The organism is Thermus aquaticus (assembly GCF_001280255.1).
Classification (GTDB): domain Bacteria; phylum Deinococcota; class Deinococci; order Deinococcales; family Thermaceae; genus Thermus; species Thermus aquaticus.
Map to the genome: position 1 here is coordinate 317,211 of NZ_LHCI01000106.1, position 21,930 is coordinate 339,140.

General features: G+C 68.9%; 26 protein-coding genes and 1 pseudogene. 16 read left to right on the forward strand and 11 right to left on the reverse strand.

Annotated elements, in window-relative coordinates:
• Nucleotides 1-6: 6 nt before the first annotated feature.
• The 4 genes and pseudogenes from BVI061214_RS02670 to BVI061214_RS12420 form a co-directional block, all read left to right on the forward strand.
• Entirely contained in the window at nt 7-453 is a 447-nt protein-coding gene (locus BVI061214_RS02670; RefSeq protein WP_053767181.1) for a hypothetical protein, read from the forward strand.
• Nucleotides 428-1,021: a MazG family protein gene (locus tag BVI061214_RS02675; RefSeq protein ID WP_053767182.1), complete on the forward strand. Its 594-nt coding sequence runs from the start codon at nt 428-430 to the stop codon at nt 1,019-1,021. Before BVI061214_RS02670 ends, BVI061214_RS02675 begins: the two co-directional genes overlap by 26 nt.
• A gap of 29 nt (nt 1,022-1,050) precedes the next feature.
• On the forward strand, nt 1,051-1,521 hold the full coding sequence (locus tag BVI061214_RS02680; RefSeq protein ID WP_053767183.1) for an NUDIX hydrolase: 471 nt from the start codon (nt 1,051-1,053) through the stop codon (nt 1,519-1,521).
• A gap of 4 nt (nt 1,522-1,525) precedes the next feature.
• Nucleotides 1,526-1,651 (forward strand): annotated as a pseudogene (locus BVI061214_RS12420) (DJ-1/PfpI family protein); the annotation flags it as partial.
• On the opposite strand, the gene argB reads toward BVI061214_RS12420, so the two are convergent.
• Both argB and BVI061214_RS02690 read right to left on the reverse strand, forming a co-directional pair.
• A complete protein-coding gene (gene argB, locus BVI061214_RS02685) occupies nt 1,638-2,387 on the reverse strand; it encodes an acetylglutamate kinase (protein ID WP_053767184.1) in 750 nt (249 codons plus the stop codon). The pseudogene BVI061214_RS12420 and the gene argB overlap by 14 nt on opposite strands.
• On the reverse strand, nt 2,380-2,871 hold the full coding sequence (locus tag BVI061214_RS02690) for a hypothetical protein (RefSeq protein ID WP_156303208.1): 492 nt from the start codon (nt 2,869-2,871) through the stop codon (nt 2,380-2,382). The genes argB and BVI061214_RS02690 overlap by 8 nt, the downstream gene beginning before the upstream one ends.
• Before the next feature lie 17 nt (nt 2,872-2,888).
• On the opposite strand from BVI061214_RS02690, the gene dnaX reads away from it, so the two are divergent.
• The 7 genes from dnaX to BVI061214_RS02725 all read left to right on the forward strand — a co-directional run bounded on the left by dnaX (nt 2,889) and on the right by BVI061214_RS02725 (nt 9,058).
• Nucleotides 2,889-4,511, forward strand: coding sequence for a DNA polymerase III subunit gamma/tau (gene dnaX, locus BVI061214_RS02695; protein WP_053767186.1), 1,623 nt, complete (start codon nt 2,889-2,891; stop codon nt 4,509-4,511).
• Between the two features lie 7 nt (nt 4,512-4,518).
• Entirely contained in the window at nt 4,519-4,800 is a 282-nt protein-coding gene (locus BVI061214_RS02700) for a metal-sensitive transcriptional regulator (RefSeq protein WP_003047248.1), read from the forward strand.
• A complete protein-coding gene (locus BVI061214_RS02705) occupies nt 4,801-5,265 on the forward strand; it encodes an HD domain-containing protein (protein WP_003047247.1) in 465 nt (154 codons plus the stop codon).
• Nucleotides 5,266-5,432: 167 nt separating this feature from the next.
• Nucleotides 5,433-7,283, forward strand: coding sequence for a 2-oxoacid:acceptor oxidoreductase subunit alpha (locus tag BVI061214_RS02710; protein WP_053767187.1), 1,851 nt, complete (start codon nt 5,433-5,435; stop codon nt 7,281-7,283).
• A gap of 1 nt (nt 7,284) precedes the next feature.
• Entirely contained in the window at nt 7,285-8,199 is a 915-nt protein-coding gene (locus BVI061214_RS02715; RefSeq protein WP_053767188.1) for a 2-oxoacid:ferredoxin oxidoreductase subunit beta, read from the forward strand.
• Nucleotides 8,200-8,222: 23 nt separating this feature from the next.
• Nucleotides 8,223-8,696, forward strand: coding sequence for a cyclic pyranopterin monophosphate synthase MoaC (gene moaC / locus BVI061214_RS02720; RefSeq protein WP_003047240.1), 474 nt, complete (start codon nt 8,223-8,225; stop codon nt 8,694-8,696).
• A gap of 29 nt (nt 8,697-8,725) precedes the next feature.
• Nucleotides 8,726-9,058, forward strand: a complete 333-nt coding sequence (locus BVI061214_RS02725; RefSeq protein ID WP_053768564.1) for a NifB/NifX family molybdenum-iron cluster-binding protein — start codon at nt 8,726-8,728, stop codon at nt 9,056-9,058.
• Here the strand turns inward: BVI061214_RS02725 and BVI061214_RS02730 are convergent.
• The 3 genes from BVI061214_RS02730 to rtcB are packed head-to-tail and all read right to left on the reverse strand — an operon-like array spanning nt 9,030 to nt 12,916.
• Nucleotides 9,030-9,983 (reverse strand): hypothetical protein, encoded by a 954-nt coding sequence (locus BVI061214_RS02730; RefSeq protein WP_053767189.1) that lies wholly within the window; start codon nt 9,981-9,983, stop codon nt 9,030-9,032. The two genes, BVI061214_RS02725 and BVI061214_RS02730, sit on opposite strands and share 29 nt — an antisense overlap.
• A 7-nt stretch (nt 9,984-9,990) precedes the next feature.
• A complete protein-coding gene (locus tag BVI061214_RS02735; protein ID WP_053767190.1) occupies nt 9,991-11,451 on the reverse strand; it encodes a phosphodiester glycosidase family protein in 1,461 nt (486 codons plus the stop codon).
• 34 nt (nt 11,452-11,485) lie between these two features.
• Nucleotides 11,486-12,916, reverse strand: a complete 1,431-nt coding sequence (gene rtcB, locus BVI061214_RS02740) for an RNA ligase RtcB (RefSeq protein WP_053767191.1) — start codon at nt 12,914-12,916, stop codon at nt 11,486-11,488.
• Nucleotides 12,917-13,121: 205 nt separating this feature from the next.
• On the opposite strand from rtcB, the gene BVI061214_RS02745 reads away from it, so the two are divergent.
• Nucleotides 13,122-14,048 carry a PP2C family protein-serine/threonine phosphatase gene (locus BVI061214_RS02745; protein ID WP_053767192.1) on the forward strand — a complete coding sequence of 309 codons (927 nt, stop codon included), beginning with the start codon at nt 13,122-13,124 and terminating at the stop codon, nt 14,046-14,048.
• Nucleotides 14,049-14,142: 94 nt separating this feature from the next.
• Complete coding sequence (ndk, locus tag BVI061214_RS02750) at nt 14,143-14,556, forward strand: nucleoside-diphosphate kinase (protein ID WP_053767193.1); 414 nt, start codon at nt 14,143-14,145, stop codon at nt 14,554-14,556.
• A gap of 32 nt (nt 14,557-14,588) precedes the next feature.
• Here the strand turns inward: ndk and BVI061214_RS02755 are convergent, their stop codons facing one another.
• The 4 genes from BVI061214_RS02755 to BVI061214_RS13705 all read right to left on the reverse strand — a co-directional run bounded on the left by BVI061214_RS02755 (nt 14,589) and on the right by BVI061214_RS13705 (nt 16,784).
• A complete protein-coding gene (locus tag BVI061214_RS02755; protein ID WP_003046792.1) occupies nt 14,589-15,134 on the reverse strand; it encodes a LabA-like NYN domain-containing protein in 546 nt (181 codons plus the stop codon).
• A 176-nt stretch (nt 15,135-15,310) separates the two neighbouring features.
• Nucleotides 15,311-15,667: a dihydroneopterin aldolase gene (folB, locus tag BVI061214_RS02760; RefSeq protein WP_053767194.1), complete on the reverse strand. Its 357-nt coding sequence runs from the start codon at nt 15,665-15,667 to the stop codon at nt 15,311-15,313.
• Nucleotides 15,668-15,670: 3 nt separating this feature from the next.
• Nucleotides 15,671-16,489: a dihydropteroate synthase gene (gene folP, locus BVI061214_RS02765; RefSeq protein ID WP_003046788.1), complete on the reverse strand. Its 819-nt coding sequence runs from the start codon at nt 16,487-16,489 to the stop codon at nt 15,671-15,673.
• A 112-nt stretch (nt 16,490-16,601) separates the two neighbouring features.
• Nucleotides 16,602-16,784, reverse strand: a complete 183-nt coding sequence (locus tag BVI061214_RS13705; RefSeq protein WP_053767195.1) for a hypothetical protein — start codon at nt 16,782-16,784, stop codon at nt 16,602-16,604.
• Between the two features lie 92 nt (nt 16,785-16,876).
• On the opposite strand from BVI061214_RS13705, the gene BVI061214_RS02775 reads away from it, so the two are divergent.
• The 3 genes from BVI061214_RS02775 to BVI061214_RS02785 all read left to right on the forward strand — a co-directional run bounded on the left by BVI061214_RS02775 (nt 16,877) and on the right by BVI061214_RS02785 (nt 20,201).
• On the forward strand, nt 16,877-18,085 hold the full coding sequence (locus BVI061214_RS02775; RefSeq protein ID WP_053767196.1) for an MFS transporter: 1,209 nt from the start codon (nt 16,877-16,879) through the stop codon (nt 18,083-18,085).
• Between the two features lie 86 nt (nt 18,086-18,171).
• A complete protein-coding gene (locus tag BVI061214_RS02780; protein WP_053767197.1) occupies nt 18,172-18,711 on the forward strand; it encodes a TRAP transporter small permease subunit in 540 nt (179 codons plus the stop codon).
• On the forward strand, nt 18,711-20,201 hold the full coding sequence (locus BVI061214_RS02785) for a TRAP transporter large permease (RefSeq protein WP_003046779.1): 1,491 nt from the start codon (nt 18,711-18,713) through the stop codon (nt 20,199-20,201). The genes BVI061214_RS02780 and BVI061214_RS02785 overlap by 1 nt, the downstream gene beginning before the upstream one ends.
• A gap of 67 nt (nt 20,202-20,268) precedes the next feature.
• On the opposite strand, the gene BVI061214_RS02790 is transcribed toward BVI061214_RS02785, so the two are convergent.
• Both BVI061214_RS02790 and BVI061214_RS02795 read right to left on the reverse strand, forming a co-directional pair.
• A complete protein-coding gene (locus BVI061214_RS02790) occupies nt 20,269-21,348 on the reverse strand; it encodes a TRAP transporter substrate-binding protein (protein WP_003046778.1) in 1,080 nt (359 codons plus the stop codon).
• Between the two features lie 81 nt (nt 21,349-21,429).
• Nucleotides 21,430-21,903, reverse strand: coding sequence for a DUF4384 domain-containing protein (locus BVI061214_RS02795; protein WP_053767198.1), 474 nt, complete (start codon nt 21,901-21,903; stop codon nt 21,430-21,432).
• Between the last annotated feature and the right edge of the window lie 27 nt (nt 21,904-21,930).

Below are 21,930 nucleotides of genomic sequence, written 5' to 3' on the forward strand. Positions count from 1 at the left end.
AGAAGGGTGCTCCGCCTGGCCGCTTTCCTCCTCATCCTCCCCTTCTTCCTCCAGATTCTGGGCTTTGGGGAGACCCCTCTGGGCGGGGGGCTTTGCGGGGAGGTCTTCCGCCTGAAGGACCCCGCCCTGGCCCTGCAGAGCCCGGGCTTATGGTACGGCCTCCTCTTCATGGTCCTCCTGGCGTTGGAGCTGGGCTTTGGCCTGGCCCTCCTTCTCCTCCCCCTCCTGGAGGTGCCCCTGGGCCCCGGGTGGCTCAAGGCCGGGCGGTACCTGGTGGGGGCTTTGGTCCTCCTCTTCCTCCTCACCCGCACCACGGGCCTCCCCGTCCCGGGGGAAGGGGGGCTGGTCCTGGAAAGGGCCCCCCTGGACCCCCTGTCCCTGCTCCTGGTGGGCCTGTCCCTGGCGGGGGGGCTCCTCTTAAGGGAGAATGGGGGGCATGGAGCGGCTTCTTGAGGTCATGCGCCGCCTGCGGGGGCCCGGGGGGTGCCCCTGGGACCGGGCTCAGACCCACGAGAGCCTGGTCCCCTACCTGCTGGAGGAGGCGGGCGAGGCGGCGGACGCCATCCTGGAGGGGGACCCCAGGGCCATGGCCGAGGAGCTGGGGGACGTCCTCCTCCAGGTGGCCTTCCACAGCGTCATCGCCGAGGAAAGGGGCACCTTCACCTACGCCGACGTGGAGGGCCGCATCGTGGAAAAGCTCATCCGCCGCCACCCCCACGTCTTCGGGGAAGCCACGGCCAAGACCCCGGAGGAGGTCAAGGCCCGCTGGGAGGAGCTGAAGGCCATGGAGGGCAAGGAGGAAGACCCCTGCGGCCCCAGGTCCTTACCCGCCCTCCTCAAGGCCTACGAGCTGCAGAAGAAGGGCCTAGACCGGGGAAGCGAGGAGGGGCTTAGGCGGGCTTTGGCGGCAGGGGACCTGGAGGAGGCCTTGTGGAACCTGGTGGGGCTTTTCGTGGAAAGGGGCCTGGACCCCGAGAGCGCCTTAAGGCGGCGCTCCCTCAAGGCCTGCCGCAAGGCCTAGAGCCGCCAAGGGGCTTTCGGCTTGCGGCGGTGGCCGTGCCCCTTTTGGGGGAGCGGCTCCTTTTCACCCGCAGGAGCCCCCACCTGCCCACCCACGCCGGGCAAGTGAGCTTCCCCGGAGGGGTGGTGGAGCCGGGGGAAGGGGTGGTGGAGGCGGCCTTGCGGGAGGCTATGGAGGAGGTGGGGCTTGGGGGCCTCGAGCCCCTGGGCTTCCTCTCCCCCACCCTCTCCCCCCAGGGCTTTCTGGTCCAGCCCGTGGTGGTCTTCCGCCCGGACCTTCCCCCCTTGAGGCCCAACCCCCTGGAGGTGGCGGAGGTCCTCCTGCCCCCCCTGGCCGAGCTCCTGGCCCTCACCCCCTGGAGCGAGGTGCGCCAGGGCAGGCGGGTGTGGCACTTCCCCTGGCGGGGGGTGGACATCTGGGGGGTGACGGGGAATATCCTGAAGGAGTTCCTGGAGGTGTGGCGTGCGGCGCATCGGGATTCTGCCAGCGGACCTCTTTGACGAGGACGACCTGGTCAACGCCGGGGGGCTCTACCAGGAGGCGGGGGTGGTGGTGGACGGCCACCTGGTCACCGCCCAGGGGCCCAAGGACCTCCCCGCCTTCCTGGCGGCCTTCCTCAGGCTTCTTTGAAGAGGGTCCCGGCCTCGCCTAAAAGGACCGCCCGCAAGACCCCCTCCCGCCCCCTGGCGATGGCCGACCAGGGGGCCCCCTGGCGGAGGGCGAAGAGGGCCGCCTCCACCTTGGGGATCATCCCCCCCTGGACCACCCCTTCCTCCTTAAGGCGGGAAGCCTCCTCCGGGGTGAGGCGGGGAAAGCGGGTGGAGGGGTCCTTGGGGTCCTTATAGACCCCTTCCACATCGGTCAGGAAGACCGCGGGCCAGCCCAGAGCCCCGGCCACCGCCCCGGCGGCGGTGTCGGCGTTGACGTTTAAAGCCCCCGCCTCGTCCAGGGCGATGGGGCTCACCACCGGGGTGTAGCCCCCTTCCAGGAGGAAGCGGAGGAGGGCCTTTTCCACCCCCACCACCTCCCCCACCCGGCCCAGGTGGGGCAGGGCCCTCCCTCGGAGGAGGAGGGCGTCCTGGCCCGAGAGGGCGACGGCCTTCCGCCCCCTTCGGGAAAGCCCCCCGGCCAGGCGCTTGCCGATGGCGGTGAGGACCATTTCCACCACCTCCATGGCCTCGGGGGGCGTGACCCTCAGGCCCCCCTCAAAGCGGCTTTCCAGGCCCAATCGGGAAAGCCACGCCCCGATCTCCGGTCCCCCGCCGTGGACCAGGACCAAGGGCCCCGGGTAGCGGCCCAGTTCCTCCAAAAGGGCCTCCGGGGCCCGCAGGCTCCCCCCCATCTTGACCACCAGGGGCTCACTCAAGGTAGACCACCTCCTCGGGCAGGCCCTCCTCCTCCTCGGCCTCCAGGAGGTCCAAAAAGCCCAAAGCGGCGTGGTCCGGGTGGAGGCCGAAGTGGGAGGCCAGGGCCATGGTGGCGCTCACCGGGGGCATGGCCCGAGCCTGGGCGAGGAGGGAAAGGAGGTCTTCGGGGCCAAAGAGGTCCTCCCCCAGCTCGGGGCCCTTCTTGAGGAGGGCCCGCACCTTCCCCCCTTGGGCCAGGAGGAAGAGGAGGTTCTCCTCCTCCCCCACAAAGAAGGCCAGGGCCTGGCCCAGGTGGGAAAGCTCTTCCAGGAAGGCCCGCGCCGCTTCCGGGTCCTCCTGGGCCTCGAGGGCCTCGTGGTAGAGGCTGGTCCAAGGAGGGTCGGGCACCAGGTAGACCCCGGCCCCTCCCGTGCGCCCCTCGGCGAAGGCGGCCACCCTTTCCAGGGGGGCCTTGACGTGAAAGGAGAGGAAGCTCCGCACCAAGCCCTATACTAGCCCCTGTGGGCGCCCTCTACCGGACTTTTCGCCCCCTCACCTTCCAGGAGGTGGTGGGCCAGGAGCACGTGAAGGAGCCCCTCCTGCGGGCCATACGGGAAGGGCGCTTGGCCCAGGCCTACCTCTTCTCCGGCCCCCGGGGGGTGGGCAAGACCACCACCGCCCGCCTCCTGGCCATGGCCGTGGGGTGCCAGGGGCCCGAGCGCCCTTGCGGGGTCTGCCCCCACTGCCAGGCGGTGCAGAAGGGCGCCCACCCCGACGTGGTGGAGATTGACGCCGCCAGCAACAACTCCGTGGAGGACGTGCGGGAGCTGAGGGAGAGGATCCTTTTGGCCCCCCTTACCGCCCCCAAAAAGGTCTTCATCCTGGACGAGGCCCACATGCTCTCCAAAAGCGCCTTCAACGCCCTCCTGAAGACCCTGGAGGAACCCCCGCCCCACGTCCTCTTCGTCTTCGCCACCACCGAGCCCGAGAGGATGCCCCCCACCATCCTCTCCCGGGTCCAGCACTACCGCTTCCGCCGCCTTAGGGAGGAGGAGATCGCCCTGAAGCTTCGGCGCATCCTGGAGGAAATGGGTAGGGAGGCCGAGGAGGAGGCCCTCCTCCTCATCGCCAGGCTTTCGGACGGGGCCATGCGGGACGCCGAAAGCCTCCTGGAGCGCCTTTTGCTCCTCGAGGGCCCCCTCACCCGAACCCAGGTGGAGGCGGCTTTGGGCCTCCCCCCAAAGGAGGCCCTCGCCCGCCTGGCCGAGGCCCTCCTCCTGGGAAAGGTCCCCGAGGCCTTAAAGGAGGCCAGGCGGCTTTACGGCCTGGGCTTCGCCCCGAGGAGCCTGGTGGGGGGGCTCATGGAGGTCCTCAGGGAGGGGCTTTACGCCGCCTACGGCCTCGGTGGGGCCAGGCTTCCCGCCGGGCCCGAGGAGCTTCTCCAGGCCCTCACCCGCCTGGACGAGGCCCTGGAGCGCTTGAGCCGGCGCTCGGACCTTCTGGCCCTGGAGGCCGCCCTCCTCAACCTCCTCAACCTGGCCCCCACCGGGCCCACCCCACCCCCCGAGCCCGCCTCGGCCTCAGGCCCGGTCCCCGAGTTTGACCCCCACGCCCCCGCCAGGCCCAAGGCGCCCCCCGAGGCGGGGGAAGCCCAGGACCTGGCCGAGGGGTGGCGGGCCTTCCTGGAGGCTTTGAAGCCCACCCTAAGGGCCTTCGTGCGGGAGGCCAGGCCCCACCTGGAGGGGAAGACCCTCGTCCTCCGCTTCCCCGAGAGCAAGGCCTTCCACCACAAGAAGGCCGAGGAGCAGAAGGCCCACCTCCTCCCCCTGGCCCGGGCCCAGTTCGGGGTGGAGGAGCTGGCCTTCGTCCTGGAAAAAAAAAGCCTGAGTGGGGCTAGCCCCCCACCCCCCACCAAGCCGGTCCCCCCAAGAGAAGCCCCTCCCCCGGTGGCCGCTCCCCCGCCCGAACCGGAGCCTCCCCTGGAGGACCCTCCATGGGAAGCGGAGGAGGGAGAGGATCCTAGCGAAGAGCTTCGCCGCCTGGCCCGTCTGCTGGGAGGGCGGCTTCTTTGGGTGCGGAAGCCCAAGGCCCCGGAGGCCGAGGAACCCGTGAGCGAGGACGGCATAGGGGGTAATGGTATATAATGCCCCCATGACCAGGACCACCGAGCTGGGACCGGATACCGTGGAGAACATCCTGAAGCGGCTTCGGCGCATTGAGGGCCAGGTGCGGGGCCTGCAGAAGATGGTGGCCGAGGGGCGCCCCTGCGACGAGGTCCTCACCCAGATGACCGCCACCAAGAAGGCCATGGAGGCGGCGGCTACCCTGATCCTCCACGAGTTTCTGAACGTCTGCGCCGCCGAGGTCTCCGAGGGCAAGGTGGACCCCAAGAAGCCCGGGGAGATCGCCAACATGCTGAAGAAGTTCATCTAAATGGGGCTTGGGAAGAGGCTTGCCCGCCTCTTCCGGGCCCTTCTGGCCCAGGAGGCCCCCGACGACGCCTTCGCCCTGGCCCTCCTCGAGGAGGAGGAGCGGGAGCTTTACCTCGCCATGGACCCCCGGGACCGGGCCCACGGGGTGCGGGTGGCCAAGCGCCTCCTGGCCCGCTATCCCGAGGCCCCGGAGGCGGTTTTGCGGGCCGCCCTCCTCCACGACGCCGGCAAGGCCTTGAGGCCCTACCGCCCCTGGGAGCGGGTCCTGGTGGGCCTCCTGGCCCCGCCCCTGCCCCCTTATCCCTTGCGCCAGGGCCTCCTGGGAGCCTTCCAGGTGCGCCGCCACCACCCCCTCTACGCGGCGGAACGCATAAAAGACCCCCAGGTGCGGGCCCTGGTTCTGGAGCACCACGCCCCCCAAAGCCTCTGGGGAAGGCGGCTTCACGAGGCGGACCGGGAGGAGTGAGGCCACCCCATGCTGGCTTGCGCCAGCATGGGGGCCCCGGCAAAAGGTTCCTGGGGAAGTTACCAGGCATGGTGGGCCGAAGGAAACAGGAAACAAGGGTATGAGACCCTTGTCCCTACTCATGAGGGCCCAAAAGGAGTAGCCTATCCCTGAACAAAGGAGGCCTTATGGATGACTTCACCTGGCGCGTGGGCGGCCCCCAAGGGGGCGGGATAGAGACCGCGGCCACCCTCTTCGCCCGGGCCGTGGGCAAGGGAGGGTGGTGGGTGGCCACCAAGCGGGAGTACCACTCCAACATCATGGGGCGGCACTCCTACCTGGACGTGCGGCTGGGGCGAAAACCGGTCCAGGCCTTCCGGGAGAGGGTGGACTTCCTGGTGGCCCTGGACGGGGAGACCCTGGCCCGCCACCTGGGGGAGGTGCGGGAAGGGGGCGTCCTCCTCTACGACCCCAAGGTCCTGGAGCTTTCCCTCCACAAGCTCCCCATGCTGGACCACCGGGTGGCGGAAAGCCTCGCGGAGCGCTTCGGCAAGCGGGACCCGAGCCTAAAGGACATCCTAGGGGCTTACGTGGAGGCCGGGGTGAGGCCCATCCCCTACCCCTACGAGGAGGTGGCGGACCGCATCGGGGCCGAGCTAGGGGTGCCCTCCCTCCAGGCCCGGCGCACCCTGAACACCATCGCCGTGGCGGCGAGCCTCCACCTTTTGGGCTACCCCCTGGAGCCCCTCCTCGAGGCCCTGGCCCTGCAGTTTAGGGGCAAGGTCCTGGAGCTCAACCAGAAGGTGGCCGAGGCCGTCTACCGCGAGGAGGTACCTGAGCTTCCCTTCCGCCTCCACCTGAACGGCTACGAGCCGGGCCGGGTCTACCTCACCGGGGCCCAGGCCGCCGCCTTAGGGAAACTGGCCGGGGGCCTCCGCTTCCAGACCTACTACCCCATCAGCCCGGCCACGGACGAGTCCACCTACCTGGAGGCCCACACCGCCTTCCCGGGCGCCGACGTGGCCGTGGTCCAGACCGAGGACGAGATCGCCGCCGTGACCATGGCCATCGGGGCCGCCCTCACCGGGGCCAAGGCGGCCACCGCCACCAGCGGCCCCGGCTTCAGCCTCATGGCCGAGGGGATGGGCTTCGCCGGGATGATTGAGGCCCCCCTGGTGGTGACCCTCTACCAGCGGGGCGGGCCCTCCACCGGGCTTCCCACCCGCACCGAGCAAGGGGACCTGATGTTCGCCATCCGGGGCGGGCACGGGGAGTACCCCAGGCTCGTCCTGGCCTCCGGGGACATCCTGGACGCCTTCCTGGACGCCCAGAAGGCCCTGGCCTGGGCCTGGCGCTACCAGACGGTGGTGGTCCACCTCCTGGACAAGTTCCTGGCCAGTAGCGGCCAAAGCCTGCCCAAGGAGGCCTTCCAGGTTCTGAAGCTGGACGGGGAAAAGCGGGCACTTCCCAAAGAGGAGTTCGGTCCCTACGAGCGCTACAGCGAAAGCGAAGACGGCATCTCCCCCTTCGTCCCCATCGGCACCCCGGGCGGCTTCTACTGGATGACCTCCGACGAGCACGACCCCGTGGGCCACATCACCGAGGACCCCGTCCTCCGGGAAGGGCAGATGGAAAAGCGCATGCGGAAACTGGAGACCGCCAGGAAGGAGATCCCCCTCGAGGACCAGTACACCCTCTACCGGGACGGGGAGGTTCTGGTCCTGGGCTTTGGCACGGTGAAGGGGACCATGCTGGAGGCCCTAGACCACTTGGAAGGCGTTGGGTATCTGCACCTTAGGCTCCTCTGGCCCTTCCCGGAGATCGGCCACCTCCTGGAGGGCAAGCGGCTGGTCACGGTGGAGCACAACTTCTCCGGCCAGCTGGCCGACCTGGTCCAGCAGGAGACCCTGAAGAAGGTCCACCACCGGGTGGTGAAGTACAACGGCCGCCCCATCACCCTGGACGAGGCGGTGGAGGCTCTGAAGGCCATTAAGCGGGGCCAGGCCCCGGCAAAGCTGGTGCTCAGGAAGGGGGTTTAGCATGGTGGAGCTCAAGCTTGCGGACTACAAGGCGGAGAAACAGCCCGACTGGTGCCCCGGGTGCGGGGACTACGGCATCCTCTCCGCGCTGCAAATGGCCCTTTTTGAACTCAAGAGGGACCCTTCGCAGACGGCCGTCTTCTCGGGCATCGGCTGCTCGGCCAAGACCCCCCACTACCTCAACGTCTACGGGGTCCACACCCTCCACGGCCGGGTTCTGCCCGTGGCCCAGGGGGCCAAACTGGCCAACCCCCACCTCACGGTGGTGGCCGTGGGCGGGGACGGGGACGGGCTCGGCATTGGGGCCGGGCACTTCGTGGCGGCGGGCCGGAGAAACGTGGACATGCTCTACATCCTCTACGACAACGAGGTCTACGGCCTCACCAAGGGGCAGGCGGGGCCCACCCTGGGCCTTTGGGAAAAGACCAAAAGCCTCCCCAAGCCCAACCCCCAAAGCCGCCTCAACCCCCTGCTCCTAGCCTTCGCCGCCGGGTACACCTGGATCGGGCGAGGCTACGCCTACGATGTGAAGGGCCTAAAGGAGCTCATCAAGGAGGGGATCACCCACAAGGGCCTGGCCTTCCTCCACGTCCTCCAACCCTGCCCCACCTACAACGACCTCCACACCAAGGAGTGGTTCGCCCCCCGCCTCTACAAGCTCCAGGAGGAGGGGTACGACCCTCATGTGCCTGAAGGCCTCCCCCCGGAGGAGCTGGACCGCAAGATGTCTCTATTCCAAGAGAAGGCCCTGGAGTGGGGGGAGCGCATCCCCGTGGGGGTCTTCTGGAAGGCGGAGGTGCCCACCTTTGGGGAGCGCCTCAAGGCCTACCTGCCCCGCTACCCCGAGGTCTACCCGGCCCAGGGGCAGACCGAGGCCTTGGACCTCGAGGGCCTCCTGAAGGAGTTCGCCCTTTAGAGCTGGGCTACTACACTGAGGCCATGGACCTCACCCACTTCAAGGACGGCAAGCCCCATATGGTGGACGTGACGGAGAAGCCCGCCACCTTCCGCACCGCCACCGCCGAGGCCTTCGTGGAGCTCACCGAGGAGGCCCTGAAGGCCCTCGAGGCGGGCGGGGTGGGCAAGGGGGACCCCCTCAGCGTGGCCCAGCTGGCGGGCATCATGGCCGCCAAGAAGACCTCGGACCTGATCCCCCTCTGCCACCCCCTGCCCCTCACCGGGGTGGAGGTGAAGGTGGAGCTTTTGCGGGAGGCCAGGCGGGTGCGCATAGAGGCCACGGTGCGCACCAAGGCGGAGACCGGGGTGGAGATGGAGGCCTTAACCGCCTGCGCCGTGGCCGCCCTCACCGTCTACGACATGCTGAAGGCCGCTTCCAAGGGCCTGGTGATCCAAGAAGTCCGCCTCCTCCACAAGGCGGGGGGCAAAAGCGGGGAGTGGCGGCGGGAAGCGTAGGGTTTACCCTGGGGGTGTATCCTATGGCCTTGCGCCTCGCCATCGCCCTGGCCAAAAACGACCCCGGCCGGGTCTACCCCGGCCCCTTCGGCCACGCCCCCCGCTTCGCCATCTACGAGGTGGAGGAAGGGGAGGTTCGCCTGGTGGAGGTGCGGGAAAACCCCTACGCCGCCATGGAGGGGGGAAGGAAGCACGAGCTCATGCGGGCGCTCCTCAAGGATGTGGACCTGCGGGTGGGGGCCCGCTTCGGCCACGGCGGGTCCATGGGGGCCTTCCCCATGGCGGACCGCCTCGAGGTGGGGCCCGTAAGCGTGGCCGAGGCCATGGAAAAGGTCATGGCCCGCCGAAATAGCGCCGGATGAGCTCCCGGGCCTCCGGGGGAAGGGGGGTGCGCTCCAGGTAGACCTCGGCCCCCCGGCGCACCCGTTCTGGCGGCCTTCCCCCGGGCCAGGGGGAGGGCAGAGCCCCTTCCCCGCCCTCCCCACCGGGCTCCAGGAGGCCCTGGCTCGGCCCCTCCAAGGCCGGAGGGAGAACCTGGGGGGCCTCCCCCAGCTCCGGGGCGGGCCCCCCAAGGCCTGGCCCGGCTCCCCCGCCGGGTTCCTCCCCTTGGGGTCCTGGGCCCTTAGCCCCGGAGTCTGCGGGGGCGGCGTTCTCAAAACCCCTTCCCTGGCCTTCCCCGGGCCCCTTGCCACCCTGCCCTTCTTCCTGTCCTGGGCCTGCGGGGGCGGCGCCCTCGAGGCCCCTTTCCTGGCCCTCTACCCCCCCGCCTTCAAGACCCCCTTGCTGGGCCTCTGTGGCCTCCCCCCCGGTCCGGGTGGCCCCTTCTCCCTGGCCTGGCTCTCCCTCCTGGACCTGAGGAGGAGCCGTACTCCCAGGGGCGGGCTCACCGGGAGGACGAAGGGGCCGCTCCACCCCGGGCAGGCTCCAGGCCCCTCCCTCCCCTCCTCCCGGCCGCCAGGCGGCAAGGGCCAAGAGGAAAAGGAGGACGAGGAGGTAGGCCAGGAGGAGCCCCCAGGGAAAAGGGGGAAGCTCTAGCCGCACCCGCCTGGCCTCGGCCCAGAGCCGCTCCTCCCCGTAGGCCAGGGCGGTGGCGTAGGCCAGGCTCACCCGGGAGATCTCCCTCAAGGCCCGGCGGGCGAAGAGGCGGGCGGGGAGGAGAAGGGCCAGAGGGGAGGCCAGGGCGAAGCCCGGGTGGAGGAGGCCCAGGAGGGCGAGGCCCAGGGCGAAAAGGAGCCGGTAGCGCCAGGCCAGCCGCCCGGCGTAGCGGAGGTGGAAGCCGGGCTCCACAAGGCCATTATGGGGCGTAAAGGGCCAAGGCGCTCACCACCGGCCTAGGACTCCCCTGGTAGGGGCTTCGCAGCCTCCCCTTTACCCAGAGCTGGGCCGAGCCGCCCCCGTCCATCCGCAGGGCGTTCCAGGCCCCAAGGGCGAGGAGGCCCCGGGCCAGGACCCTGGGGGTGGTGGGCTCGGAGACCAGAAGCCAAAGCCTTCCCTCCCTGGTCCAGGCCACGGCCGCCTGGGGGGCCACCGCCTGGAGGGGCCTCGGGTCCTTGAAGTTCTCCCGGGCGGGATCAAAGGCGTACCGCCCCTCCCGCACCAGGAGGGGGCCCCCCTCGAGGGCGTAGCGGAACGGGGGGTCCAGCCGCCCGTAGAGGGAAAGCCGGTCCCCCACCTTTAGGGGGAAGGGGGGAAGCCCCCTGGGGAAGGTGAGGGCCCAGGCCCCGGCGGGAAGGTCCAGGGGGGCGGGAAGAAGGGCCTGGACCCGGTCCGCCACCACCACCGCCCCCTCCTCCCCCTCCCGGCCCACCACCCCGGGGACGGTGTGGGCCGTGTAGCGGGCCCGGGAGGCGTTCACCCCCACCCGCACCCGCTCCCTGCCCGGCCCGGCCACCACCGCCTCAAACCGGGGAAGGCCCAGGAAGAACTGGAAGCCATCCCACATGAGGGCCACCCGGCCAAAGGGGTAGGAGACCGTGACCCCGTCCTGGACCCAGAGGCCGATGGGGGCGCCCGTCTTGGGGTCAAAGTACCCCCCGTTGAGGACGGCCAGGGCATCCGGGGCCAGGTCCTTGGGCAGGGCCCGCTTGAGGGGGGTCCCCACGGGGAGGAGGCGGCCCCTCTCCGCCTCCACCAGGTAAAGCCTCAGGGGCTCGGGCGTGAAGGCGTAGACCTCCCGGTAGCGGACCCCCGGGGCCAAGGCCTCCTCCACCTCGGGAAGGAGGAGGTAGAGGTCCAGGACCAGCCTGGGCGGGTTCTCCAGGGGGAAAAGCCGGTAGCGGAGGAGGCTTCCCGGGGCCTTCAGGGTGAGCCGGGTGCCCCGGGGGAGGAGGCGCACCTCGGCGGACAGGCCCTGGGGCCAGGGAGCGCTCAGCAGGCCCGGGACCAGGTAGGGAAGGCCCCCCCCCAGGCTCCCCCCCCCCCCCCCTCCCCCCGGGCTTCCCAGGTGGGGGGCGGGAAGGTCCAAGACCAGCCGGAAGAGGCGTCCCTGGCCCCCATAGCGCGCCCCCGCCTCGGGGACCTGGAAGTAGCCCAGGGCTTTGAGGACCTCGAGGGGAAGCCTCTCCCTTTCCGGAGGCGGCAGCTCCAGGGGAGGCTCCGCCCAGCCCACCCCGGGCACGTAGACCAGGCGCACCCCCTCCCCCTCGTAAACCCAGGCCCCGCCCTCCTCCCGGAACTCTAGGCCAAAGGTGCGGGCGGGAAGGAGGGTCTGGCCCAGGGCCAGGGAGAGGAAGAGGAGAAGGGCGAAAAGCCTCATCCCCCCATGAAAGCGGAAAAGGGTGAGAAGAGGCTTAGCCCTTGACCACGATTAGGGGCCTGAGCCGGGCCACCTTCCGCCCGATCCCCGCCCCCTGGACCGCCTCCACCACCAGGGAAACGTCCTTGTAGGCCTCGGGCATCTCCTCGTCCACCGTGGCCCGGGTGGCGGCCCGCACCAGAATGCCCCTTTCGGCCAGCTCCTTGACCAGGTTCCGCTCCCGGGCCACCTTCTTGGCCTGGTGGCGGCTCATCTTGCGCCCGGCCCCGTGGCAGCTGCTGCCGAAGGAGACCTCCATGGCCCTTTGCGTGCCTGCAAGGACGTAGGAGTAGCGGCCCATGTCCCCCGGCACCAGGACGGGCTGGCCCACCTTCCGGTACTCCAGGGGGATCTCGGGGTGCCCGGGGCCGAAGGCCCGGGTGGCCCCCTTGCGGTGGACCAGGACCCGCCTTCCCCGGTGCTCCTCAAACTTGGCGTTGTTGTGGGCCAGGTCGTAGAGGACCCGAAGGCCGTGGTCCCTCGGAGCGAAGCCCACCCGTTCAAAGGCCTCCCGCACGAAGTGGGCGATGAGCTGGCGGTTGGCGAAGGCGAAGTTGGCGGCGGCGGCCATGGCCTGCAGGTAGTCCTCCCCCTCGGGGCTCCTGATGGGGGCCGCCGCAAGCTGCTTGTCCACCAGCTCAATGCCGTAGCGGGGAGCCACCTTAAGGAAGCGCTCCACGTAGTCCTGGCAGACCTGGTGCCCCAGACCCCGGCTCCCCGTGTGGATGAGGACGGTGATCTGGCCGGGGAAGAGGCCAAAGGCCTCGGCCGCCTCCTCGTCGTAGACCTCGTCCACGTACTGGACCTCCAGGAAGTGGTTCCCGCTCCCCAGGGTGCCGATCTGCGGGACCCCCCGCTCAAAGGCCCGGTCGGAGACCTTCTCGGGGTTGGCCCAGGGAAGGCGGCCCTCGGACTCTATGAAGCGGAGGTCCTCGGGGTAGCCAAAGCCCCTCCTGATGAGCCAGCCCGCCCCCTCCTTCAGGATCTCCTTCAGCTCCCTCTTGCTGAAGCGCACGTCCTTCCGCTCGCTCCCCACCCCCGAGGGCACCAGGCGGTAAAGGGTGTCCGCCAGGTCCCGCTGCCGGGGGAGGAGGTCCTCGAGGGTCAGGTTGGAGGCGAGGAGACGGACGCCGCAGTTGACGTCAAAACCAACCCCGCCTGGGCTCACCACGCCCCCCTCTTCCGGGTCAAAGGCCGCCACACCGCCGATGGGAAAGCCGTAGCCCCAGTGGATGTCGGGCATGGCCAGAGCGGGCTCCACGATGCCGGGCAGGGTGGCCACGTTCATGAGCTGCTGCAAGGAGGCGTAGCCTTCAGCCTCGAGGTCCTTTAAGATCTCTTCCGAGGCGAAAAAGACCGCGTCCACCCGCATCTTCCCCTGTTTGGGGATGCGGTAGGTGTAGGGGGCGATCTTTTCCAAGCGCATGGCGCCCTCCAAAACAAAACCGCCGGGCGTTTCGCCCGGGCTTATTTTCACCATACCCCGCTATGCGGTATGCGTCAAGGCTATGCAGCAATACCCTTGTTTCCCGTTCCCTTCGGCCCACCATGCCTGGTGACTTCCCCAAAGAACCTTTTGCCGGGGCCCCCATGCTGGCTTGGGCCAGCATGGGGTGGTATAAAATCCCCCCGTGCCCAGCCTCTCCTTCGCCCTGGAAACCCACCCCGGCCGCAAGCGGCCCAAAAACGAGGACGCCGTGGGCCACGCCCTCACCCCCTGGGGCGGGGTTTTCGTGGTGGCGGACGGGATGGGGGGGCACCGCACGGGGGAGGTGGCCGCCAGGCTGGCGGTAGAGGCCATCCTGGAAAGCCTCAAGGAGGCCGAGCCCTCCCCCAAGGCCCTCCTGGAGGCCTTTGAGCGGGCCAACGCCCTCATTTACGCCGAGGCCCAGCGCCCGGAGAACCGGGGCATGGGCACCACGGCCACCTGCCTCCTCTTGGACCTCCCCTACGCCCTCATCGCCCACGTGGGGGACTCTCGGGCCTACCTCCTCCGGGGGGAGGAGTTCACCCTCCTGACCGAGGACCACTCCTGGGTGGCGGAAAGGGTGCGCCAGGGCCTCCTCTCCCCCGAGGAGGCCAGGACCCATCGCTGGCGCAACGTGATCACCAACGCCCTGGGCTCCTTTCCCCAGGCCCGGGTAGACCTCCTGGGCCTCAAGCTCTTCCCCGAGGACACCTTCCTCCTCTGCTCCGACGGGCTTTCCGGGGTGCTGGAGGACCGCACCCTGAAGGAGGTGCTGAAGAACTTCCCCCCCGAGGAGGCGGCCAGGAGGCTAGTGGAGCTGGCCAACGAGTGGGGCGGGCCCGACAACGTGAGCGCCGTCGTGGTGCGCCTACCCAAGGAGCTCCCCCAGGGCCAGAGGCCCTACGCCCTCCCCCTCGAGGCCGCCCAGGGCTCCCCGGTGCGCCTCAAGCTGGGGGAGGAGCCGGAGGAGCTTCCCACCCAGGTCCTGGAGCCCCCCAAAAGGCCCCGGGTAAGCTGGCGGGACGCCCTCCTCATCCTGCTCTGGATCGTGGTGGTGGCCTACATCCTCCTGGGCTACTTCCGCCCCTAACACCCTTGCCTGTTTCCTTCAGCCCACCGGCCCCGGTAAGTTCCCCAGGAGCCTTTTGCCGGGGTGGCATAAGACCTGCTAGACTCCAGGAGGTATGGAGCGCACCTTCGTGATGGTGAAACCCGACGGCTTCCGGCGCGGCCTGGTGGGCGAGATCCTGGCCCGCTTTGAGCGCAAGGGCTTCCGCATCGTGGGCCTCAAGGCCCTCAGGATCTCCCAGGAGCTTGCGGAAAGGCACTACGCCGAGCACCGGGAAAAGCCCTTCTTCCCCTCCCTGGTGGGCTTCATCACCTCGGGGCCGGTGGTGGCCATGGTCCTGGAGGGCCCCAACGCCGTGGCCGAGGTGCGCAAGATGATGGGGGCTACCCACCCCAAGGACGCCCTGCCCGGCACCATCCGCGGCGACTACGCCACCACCATTGACGAGAACGTGATCCACGGCTCGGCCACCCTCGAGGACGCCCAGAGGGAGATCGCCCTCTTCTTCCGGCCGGAAGAGCTTTTATAGTGCCCCACGGGGCCAAAGCCGCGGTGGGGCGCTTAGCCTTCGGCCTCGGGGGCCTGGGGGAGGCTGGTAGCCCGGAGGCGCTCCCAGGGGAAGTCGTCCAGGGGGTAGAAGCGGTCCGCCTGCTGGGCCAGGCGGTGGGAGGATAGGGCGTGGAAGGTGGTGTTCTCCACCTGCTTGCCCATGTCCTGCACCACCCGCACCACCTCGGCGAAGTCCCCGTCCCCCGAGACCAGGATGGCGATGTCGTAGGCGTCGGCGTAGGCCAGGCGCAGGATGTCAATGGCGATCTGGATGTCCACCCCTTTCTCCACGAACCCCTCGGCCCGCCGCTCCAGCCTGCCCAGGCGCACGGCCACGTAGGGCACCCGCTTTAGGTAGTTGAGGAAGCTCTGGTGGGCCTTGGCCGCCGGGTCCTCCGGGGGCAGGGGGGCGTTGTAGTAGTAGGCCCGGAGGAGCTTCCTCCCGGCGGTGAGGAGGGTGATGAACTCCACAAAGTTGAGCCGATAGTCCGAGCCCAGGTGCTGCACCAACCCCTTGTACAGGTTGGAGCCGTCAATAAATATGGCTACCCTTTCCATAGCAGGCCCGCCCCTTTACGGGCACCCTCAGTTTAGCCCAAGGGCGTGAGAAGTTTTATAGCCCACCGCTCAAAGGAGCGGTGGGGGCAGGGATACGCCTTTTCCTTGGCCCTTTCGGGCGGGGCCATGCTACCACACCCCTTCCATGAGCGCAAGATGAGCCAAAGAAACGCCCTCTAGGAGCGGGTTTTTCGCGTTTCGGCGTACACGTCGCGGAAGACCCCGGGGATGGGGGCGTGGGGCTTGTGCACCCTTACCCGGACGGCGAGAAGTCTGGGAAAAGCCTGAAGGAGCGTCTCCGCCAGGTGGTCGGCCAGGGCCTCTATGAGGTAGAAGCGCCGGTGGCGCACGGCCTCCTCCACCAGGGCGTAGACCTTGGCGTAGTCCACGGTCTCCTCCAGGCAGTCCCCCTTGCCCTCAAAGGCCACCTCCAGCCAGAGGTCCACCACGAACCGGGCCCCAAGCCGCCCCTCCTCGGGCATGACCCCGTGCCGTCCGTAGAACTCCAGGCCCAGAAGGGCGATCTCCCCCATCCCTCACCCCCAGAGGGCCTCCCAGACCAGAAGGGCCTCCCGGTGGGCCTTCACGTCGTGCACCCGAAGGAGCCTGGCCCCCTTCATGGCGGCGTAGAGGTGGGCGGCCACGGAGCCAAAGACCCGCTCCTGGGGGGCCTCCACCCCCGTGAGCTCCCCGATCATCCGCTTGCGGGAAAGGCCCACCAGAACGGGGTGGCCCAGCTCCACGATGGCCTCCAGGTGGCGGAGGAGGGCCAGGTTGTGGGGGAGTAGCTTGCCGAAGCCAAAGCCGGGGTCCAGGACCACCTGGGGCACGCCGGCTTTCAGGGCCCTCTCCGCCTGGGCCTTGAGAAAGGCCCGGACCTCGGCCACCACGTCCCCGTAATGGGCGTGGGCCATCATGGTCCTGGGGTCGGGGACGGGCATGTGCATGATGACCGCAGGGACCCCGTAGCGGGCGGCCAGGGCCAGCATGCGCTCGTCCCTTAGGCCGGTGACGTCGTTCAGGAGGTGGGCCCCAAGCTTGAGGGCCTCCTCGGCCACCTCGGGCTTGCGGGTGTCCACGGAGACCGGCACGCCCAGGGAGAGGACGGCCTCGAGGACGGGCAAAAGCCTCCGCTTCTCCTCCTCCACCGGCACGGGCTCGGCCCCGGGACGGGTGGACTCGGCCCCCAGGTCCAGGAGGTCCGCCCCCTCGGCCACCATGGCCTTGGCCCTTAAGAGGGCCCTTTCCGGGTCCAGGTAGAGCCCGCCGTCGGAGAAGGAGTCCGGGGTCAGGTTGAGGATCCCCATGATCCGGGGCTTTGAGAGGTCCAGGAGGTGGTCGCCAAGCCGGAGCACGCCTAGGATTATAGTGGGCGCAGGAGGTGCTCGTGGCGAGGCTCTTGGCGGCGGTGGACCTGGGAGAGACCCTGGAATGGATGGTGGCCACGGCCCGGTACCTGCAAGGGGGCTAGGCATGCCCGCCGAGCTTTTGCACGTGGTCCCCAGCGCCTACTTTGAGGCCCTGGCCCGGGGCGGCCTCGCCCGCTACCTCCTCCACCGGGGCGAGGTCCCGGTCCTCCCCCGCCTGGCCCAGGACCGGGGGGCGGACCTCCTGGTCCTGGGCTCCAAGGCCAGGAGCACCTGGCGCCATCGCCTGGGGCGGATGGTGGAGGTCCTCGTGTCCAGGAAAGCCCCCTGCCCCTTCTGGTGGTCCCCGAGGCCGCGGTTTGGTAAAGTGCCCCCATGGCCCACGGACCGGGCTTTTTCCTGCGCCTCTCCGCCTACTGGTTCGCTACCAGCTTCAAGTGGTTCCTGGTCCTTCTGGTCCTCCTCCCGGCCAAGGTGGCCGAGCTCTCCCCCCCGGAGGAGAAGGCCTCCAGGCTGGGCTTCCTCTTCGGCCTGGGGGCGGCCATGGCCATCCTGGGGCCCCCCATCATGGGCTACCTCTCCGACCGCCTGGGGCGGAGGCGGCCCTTTTTGCTCTGGGGAAGCCTCCTCACCGCCTTCGCCCTCGTCCTTTTGGCCCACGCCCCAAGCTACGGCCTTCTCCTCCTGGCCTACCTCCTCCTCCAAGTAGCCGACGACCTGGCCACCGGGCCCTACTCGGCCCTCATCCCCGACCTGGTCCCCAGAGGGGAGAGGGGAACGGCCTCGGGGTACATGGGGGTGCTCCAGGTCTCGGGACAGGTCCTGGGGGGCGTGGTGGGCTTCCTCCTCGCCCTACAGCCCCAGGCCTACCTGGCGGCCCTCCTAAACCTCCTGGGGGCCGCTTTTAGCCTCTCCCTGGTGCCGGACCGCCTGCCCAGGGCCAACCCCCGCCCTTTCTCTTCCGCCATGGCCGCTCCCTGGCGGGACCGGGACTTTCTCCTCGTCTACCTCACCCGCTTTCTGGTGATGCTGGGCTTCTACCTGGCCCAGACCTACCTCCAGTACTTCCTGGCCGACGTGGTGCGGGCCTTCCAGGCCCTGGGGCAGACCATCACGGAGGAGCCCTTCCAGGCGGTGGCCCTCCTGGGTCTCCTCATCTCCCTGGGGGCGGCCCTGGCCAGCGTGCCCGCCGGGCGGGCCTCGGACCGGGTGGGGCGGAAGCCCCTCATCTACCTCTCTGGCGCGGGGCTCGGCCTCCTCATGCCCTTCATCCTCCTCTTCCCCCGCTACGACCTCCTCCTCTTCCTCGCCCTTTTCTTCGGCCTCTTTTACGGGGTCTACCTGGCGGTGGACTGGGCCCTGGTGGCCGACGTCCTCAAGGACCCCGAGGCCCACGCCACGGACATGGGCCTGTGGCAGACCTCCATCGTGGTGCCCCAGGTCCTGGCCGGGGCCTTTGGCCGCCCCCTGGACCTCCTCAACGCGGCAAGCCCGGGCCTGGGCTACACGGTCCTCTTCCTCCTGGCGGGGCTTTTCTTCCTCCTGGGGGCCTTTCTGGTGGCCGGCATAAGGCGGGCCCGGTAGCGCATATTTGTGCGGGCTTTGGAAAAGCCCGTGTTGACGGCCTCTTCCCCCCTCCCTTAGGATGGGGCGGGTTTTGGAGGTAAAACATGCGCCTGCTCCTCGGTCTGGCCAAAGCCATAGACGCCCTCAGCGAAGGGGTGGGCCGGATCATCGCCTGGCTCACGCTTCTGGTAGCCCTTCTCTCGGCGGGGAACGCCCTCATGCGCTACGGCCTCAGCTACAGCTCCAACGCCTACCTCGAGGCCCAGTGGTACATGTTCAGCCTCATCTTCCTCCTGGGAGGGGCCTACGCCTTGAAGAAGAACGCCCACGTGCGCATTGACCTCATCTACGGCCGCCTCTCCCCGCGAACCCGGGCCTGGATAGACCTCCTGGGCACCCTCCTCTTCCTCATCCCCATGGCCCTCGGGGTCCTCTACCTAGCCTGGCCCTGGGCCATGACCAGCCTGGCCATCCGGGAAACCTCCCCCGACGCGGGCGGGCTTCCCCGCTGGCCCATCAAGCTGGCCCTCCTCGTGGGCTTCGCCCTCCTGGCCCTCCAGGGCCTCTCCGAGCTCATCAAGCGCATCGCCTTCCTGGCAGGGGTCTACGCTCTGGCAGAGGAAAAGGGGAGGGGGGTGGAGTGATGGACCTCCATGCCCTCATGCCCCCCTTGATGTTCCTGGCCCTCATCCTCTTTCTCCTCTCCGGCTACCCGGTGGCCTTCGCCCTGGGGGCCACGGGGATCGTCTTCGGCTTTTTGGGCATCGCCCTGGACATCTTCCCGCCCGCCCTCCTCCGGGCCATGCCCGACCGCATCTTCGGCATCATGTCCAACCAGCTCCTCCTGGCCATCCCCTTCTTCACCCTCATGGGCATCCTCCTGGAACGGAGCGGCCTGGCAGAGGACCTCCTGGACACCATGGGCAAGCTCTTCGGGCCCCTTAGGGGCGGGCTTGCCCTGAGCGTGGTCTTCGTGGGGGCCATCCTGGCGGCCACCACGGGGGTGGTGGCGGCCAGCGTCATGGCCATGGGCATCATCTCCCTGCCCATCATGCTCAAATATGGCTACAACCCCCGCTTCGCCAGCGGGGTGATCCTGGGCTCCGCCACCCTGGCCCAGATCATCCCCCCCAGCGTGGTCCTCATCGTTCTGGCGGATCAGCTGGGGGTGAGCGTGGGGGACATGTACCGGGCGGCCCTGGTCCCCGCGGGCCTCACCGTGGGCCTTTACTTCCTCTACGTCATCTACGTGGCCCTCTTCCGGCCCACGTGGGCCCCGGCCCTGCCCCTCGAGGCCCGCCCCGACGCCGGCAAGGAGCCCGAGGCCGCCTTCGCCCTCCTCTCTTACCTCCTGGTAGGGGTGGGATCCTGGAAGCTGGGGGAGTTCCTCCAGTTGCCTGGCTGGCTTGAGGGCCTCGAGGTCCTCCTGGGGCTTTTCCTCTGGACCCTCTTCCTCCTCCCCCGTATCCGCCAAAACCCCCTCCTCCGGCGGGCCCTCCTCTCCATGGTCCCCCCCTTGGTCCTCATCTTCTTGGTCCTGGGCACCGTCCTCCTGGGGGTGGCCACCCCCACGGAGGCCGGGGCCATGGGGGTGGTGGGGGCCCTGGTCCTGGCGGCCCTGAACCGCCGCCTCTCCTTCCGGGTCCTCTACCAGGCCATGGAGCAAACGGCCACCCTCACCGCCTTCGTCATCTTCATCCTCATCGGATCCACCCTCTTCAGCCTGGTCTTCCGGGGGGTGGACGGGGACCTGTGGGTGGAGGGCTTCCTCACGGGGCTTCCCGGGGGAGAAGTGGGCTTTGTCCTCTTCGTCATGGTCCTGGTCTTCCTCCTGGGCTTCTTCATAGACTTCTTTGAGATCGCCTTCATCGCCCTGCCCCTCCTGGCCATCGGGGCGGAGGCCTTGGGGATCAACAAGCTCTGGTTCGGCCTCCTGGTGGGGGTGAACCTTCAGACCTCCTTCCTCACCCCCCCCTTCGGCTTCGCCCTCTTCTACCTCCGGAACGTGGCCCCCAAGGAGGTTAAGACCGGGGACATCTACCTGGGGGGCATCCCCTTCATCCTCCTGCAGCTTCTGGTCCTGGTCTTGGTCTACTTCCTGCGGGAGCCCATCCTGCGCTTCGTGGGGAGTTAAGTACCCCACCGCGGCGGGGTATATAAAGGCCCCCGGGGTAGCCCCGGGGGTTCCCGTGTCCCAGGGTCTAGACAGCGGGGAAGGCGAACTGCTCGTAGCCCAGCTCGGCCACCCCAAACCAGCGGTACTGCTCCTCCCGGAACCTCTTCCAGGCGGTGTAGACCCTGCGGTAGGTGGCGTCCTTGGCCGCCTCCTCCTCGTACCAGTCAAAGGCCGCCTTCTGGGCCGCCTTCATCACCTCGGCGGGCCACTTCCGGAGCCGGACCCCGGCCTTGAGGAGGCGCTGGAGGGCAGGCGGGTTCACCTGGTCGTACTTGGCCATCATGGCCTGGTTGGCCTCGGCGGCGGCCACCTCAAAGGCCTGCTGGTACTCCTTGGGAAGCTTCTGCCACTCCTTGAGGTTCACGTAGAAGGAGAGCATGGGGCCGGGCTCGTGCCAGCCGGGATAGTAGTAGTACTTGGCCACCTTGTAGAAACCCAGCTTCTCGTCGTCGTAGGGCCCCACCCACTCGGCGGCGTCCACCACGCCCCGCTCCAGGGCCGGGTAGATGTCCCCGCCCGCGAGGACCTGGGGCACCACGCCGAGCCGGCTCATCACCTGGCCCCCGGGCCCGGGGATGCGCATCTTGAGGCCCTTCATATCCGCCAGGCCCTTGATCTCCTTGCGGAACCAGCCGCCCATCTGGACCCCGGTGTTGCCCCCAGGGAACTGGATGATGCCGAAGTCGGCGAAGACGGAGCGGAAGAGCTCAATGCCGCCCCCGTAGTACATCCAGGCGTTCTGCTGCCTGGCGGTGAGGCCGAAGGGCACAGCCGTGTCAAAGGCCAGGACCTGGGCCTTGCCCACGTAGTAGTAGCTCGCCGTGTGCCCCGCCTCCACCGTGCCCTGCTGGACAGCGTCCATCACCTGGAGGCCGGGAACGATCTCCCCTGCCTGGTAGGGGCGGATCTGGAACTTGCCCCCGGTGAGCGCGGAAACCCGCTCCGCCAGGACCTCCGCCGCCCCGTAGATGGTGTCCAGGCTCTTGGGGAAGCTAGAGGCCAAACGCCAGCGCACCGTGGGGCTCGCCTGGGCGAACGCGGGGCCGAAGGCCGCGCTGGCCGCTACGCCGATGCCTGCCTTCTTCAAAAAGTCACGCCGCTTCATTTTGACCTCCTTCGCGGTCCGGAGGAATTATACCCCAACACCCAGGGCCCTTGACAAGCCCCTCGGGAATAAAGTTGCAGCTCAGTAGAGGTAGAAGTGGGTCTCCGCCACCTGGTACCCCCGGGCCCCGGAGGCCTCCAGGTAGACCCTAAGCCGGGCGTCCCAGTCGGTGAAGACCCCCTCCAGCCGCACCCTATCCGCTGGGGGGGCCTCGGTGTAGACCGCCCGGACCCGGTGGAGGCCCCTGGGGGGAACCAGGCGGTAGCGGTAGGCCCCGGGGGGCAGGACGTGGGTGCCCCGTTCCAGGTAGAAGCGGTCTAGCTCGTAGGCGCGCCCGTCGGGGTCTATGACCACCAGGCTCACCCAACCCGGACGGCCCAGGGTGAGGAGGAAGCGGATCTCCTCCCCCACGAAGTAGCTGGCCCCCGCCCCCCGGTCGGGCTCAAAGCGCAGGATGGCCGGGGTGAGGTCCAGGCGGTAGGAGAGGGTGACGCCCTCGAGGGTGATGGTGCAGGCGGAAAGAAGCCCAACCAGAAGAACCCACAAAAGCCGCATAGGCACCTCCTCCCCAGCCTAACCCCA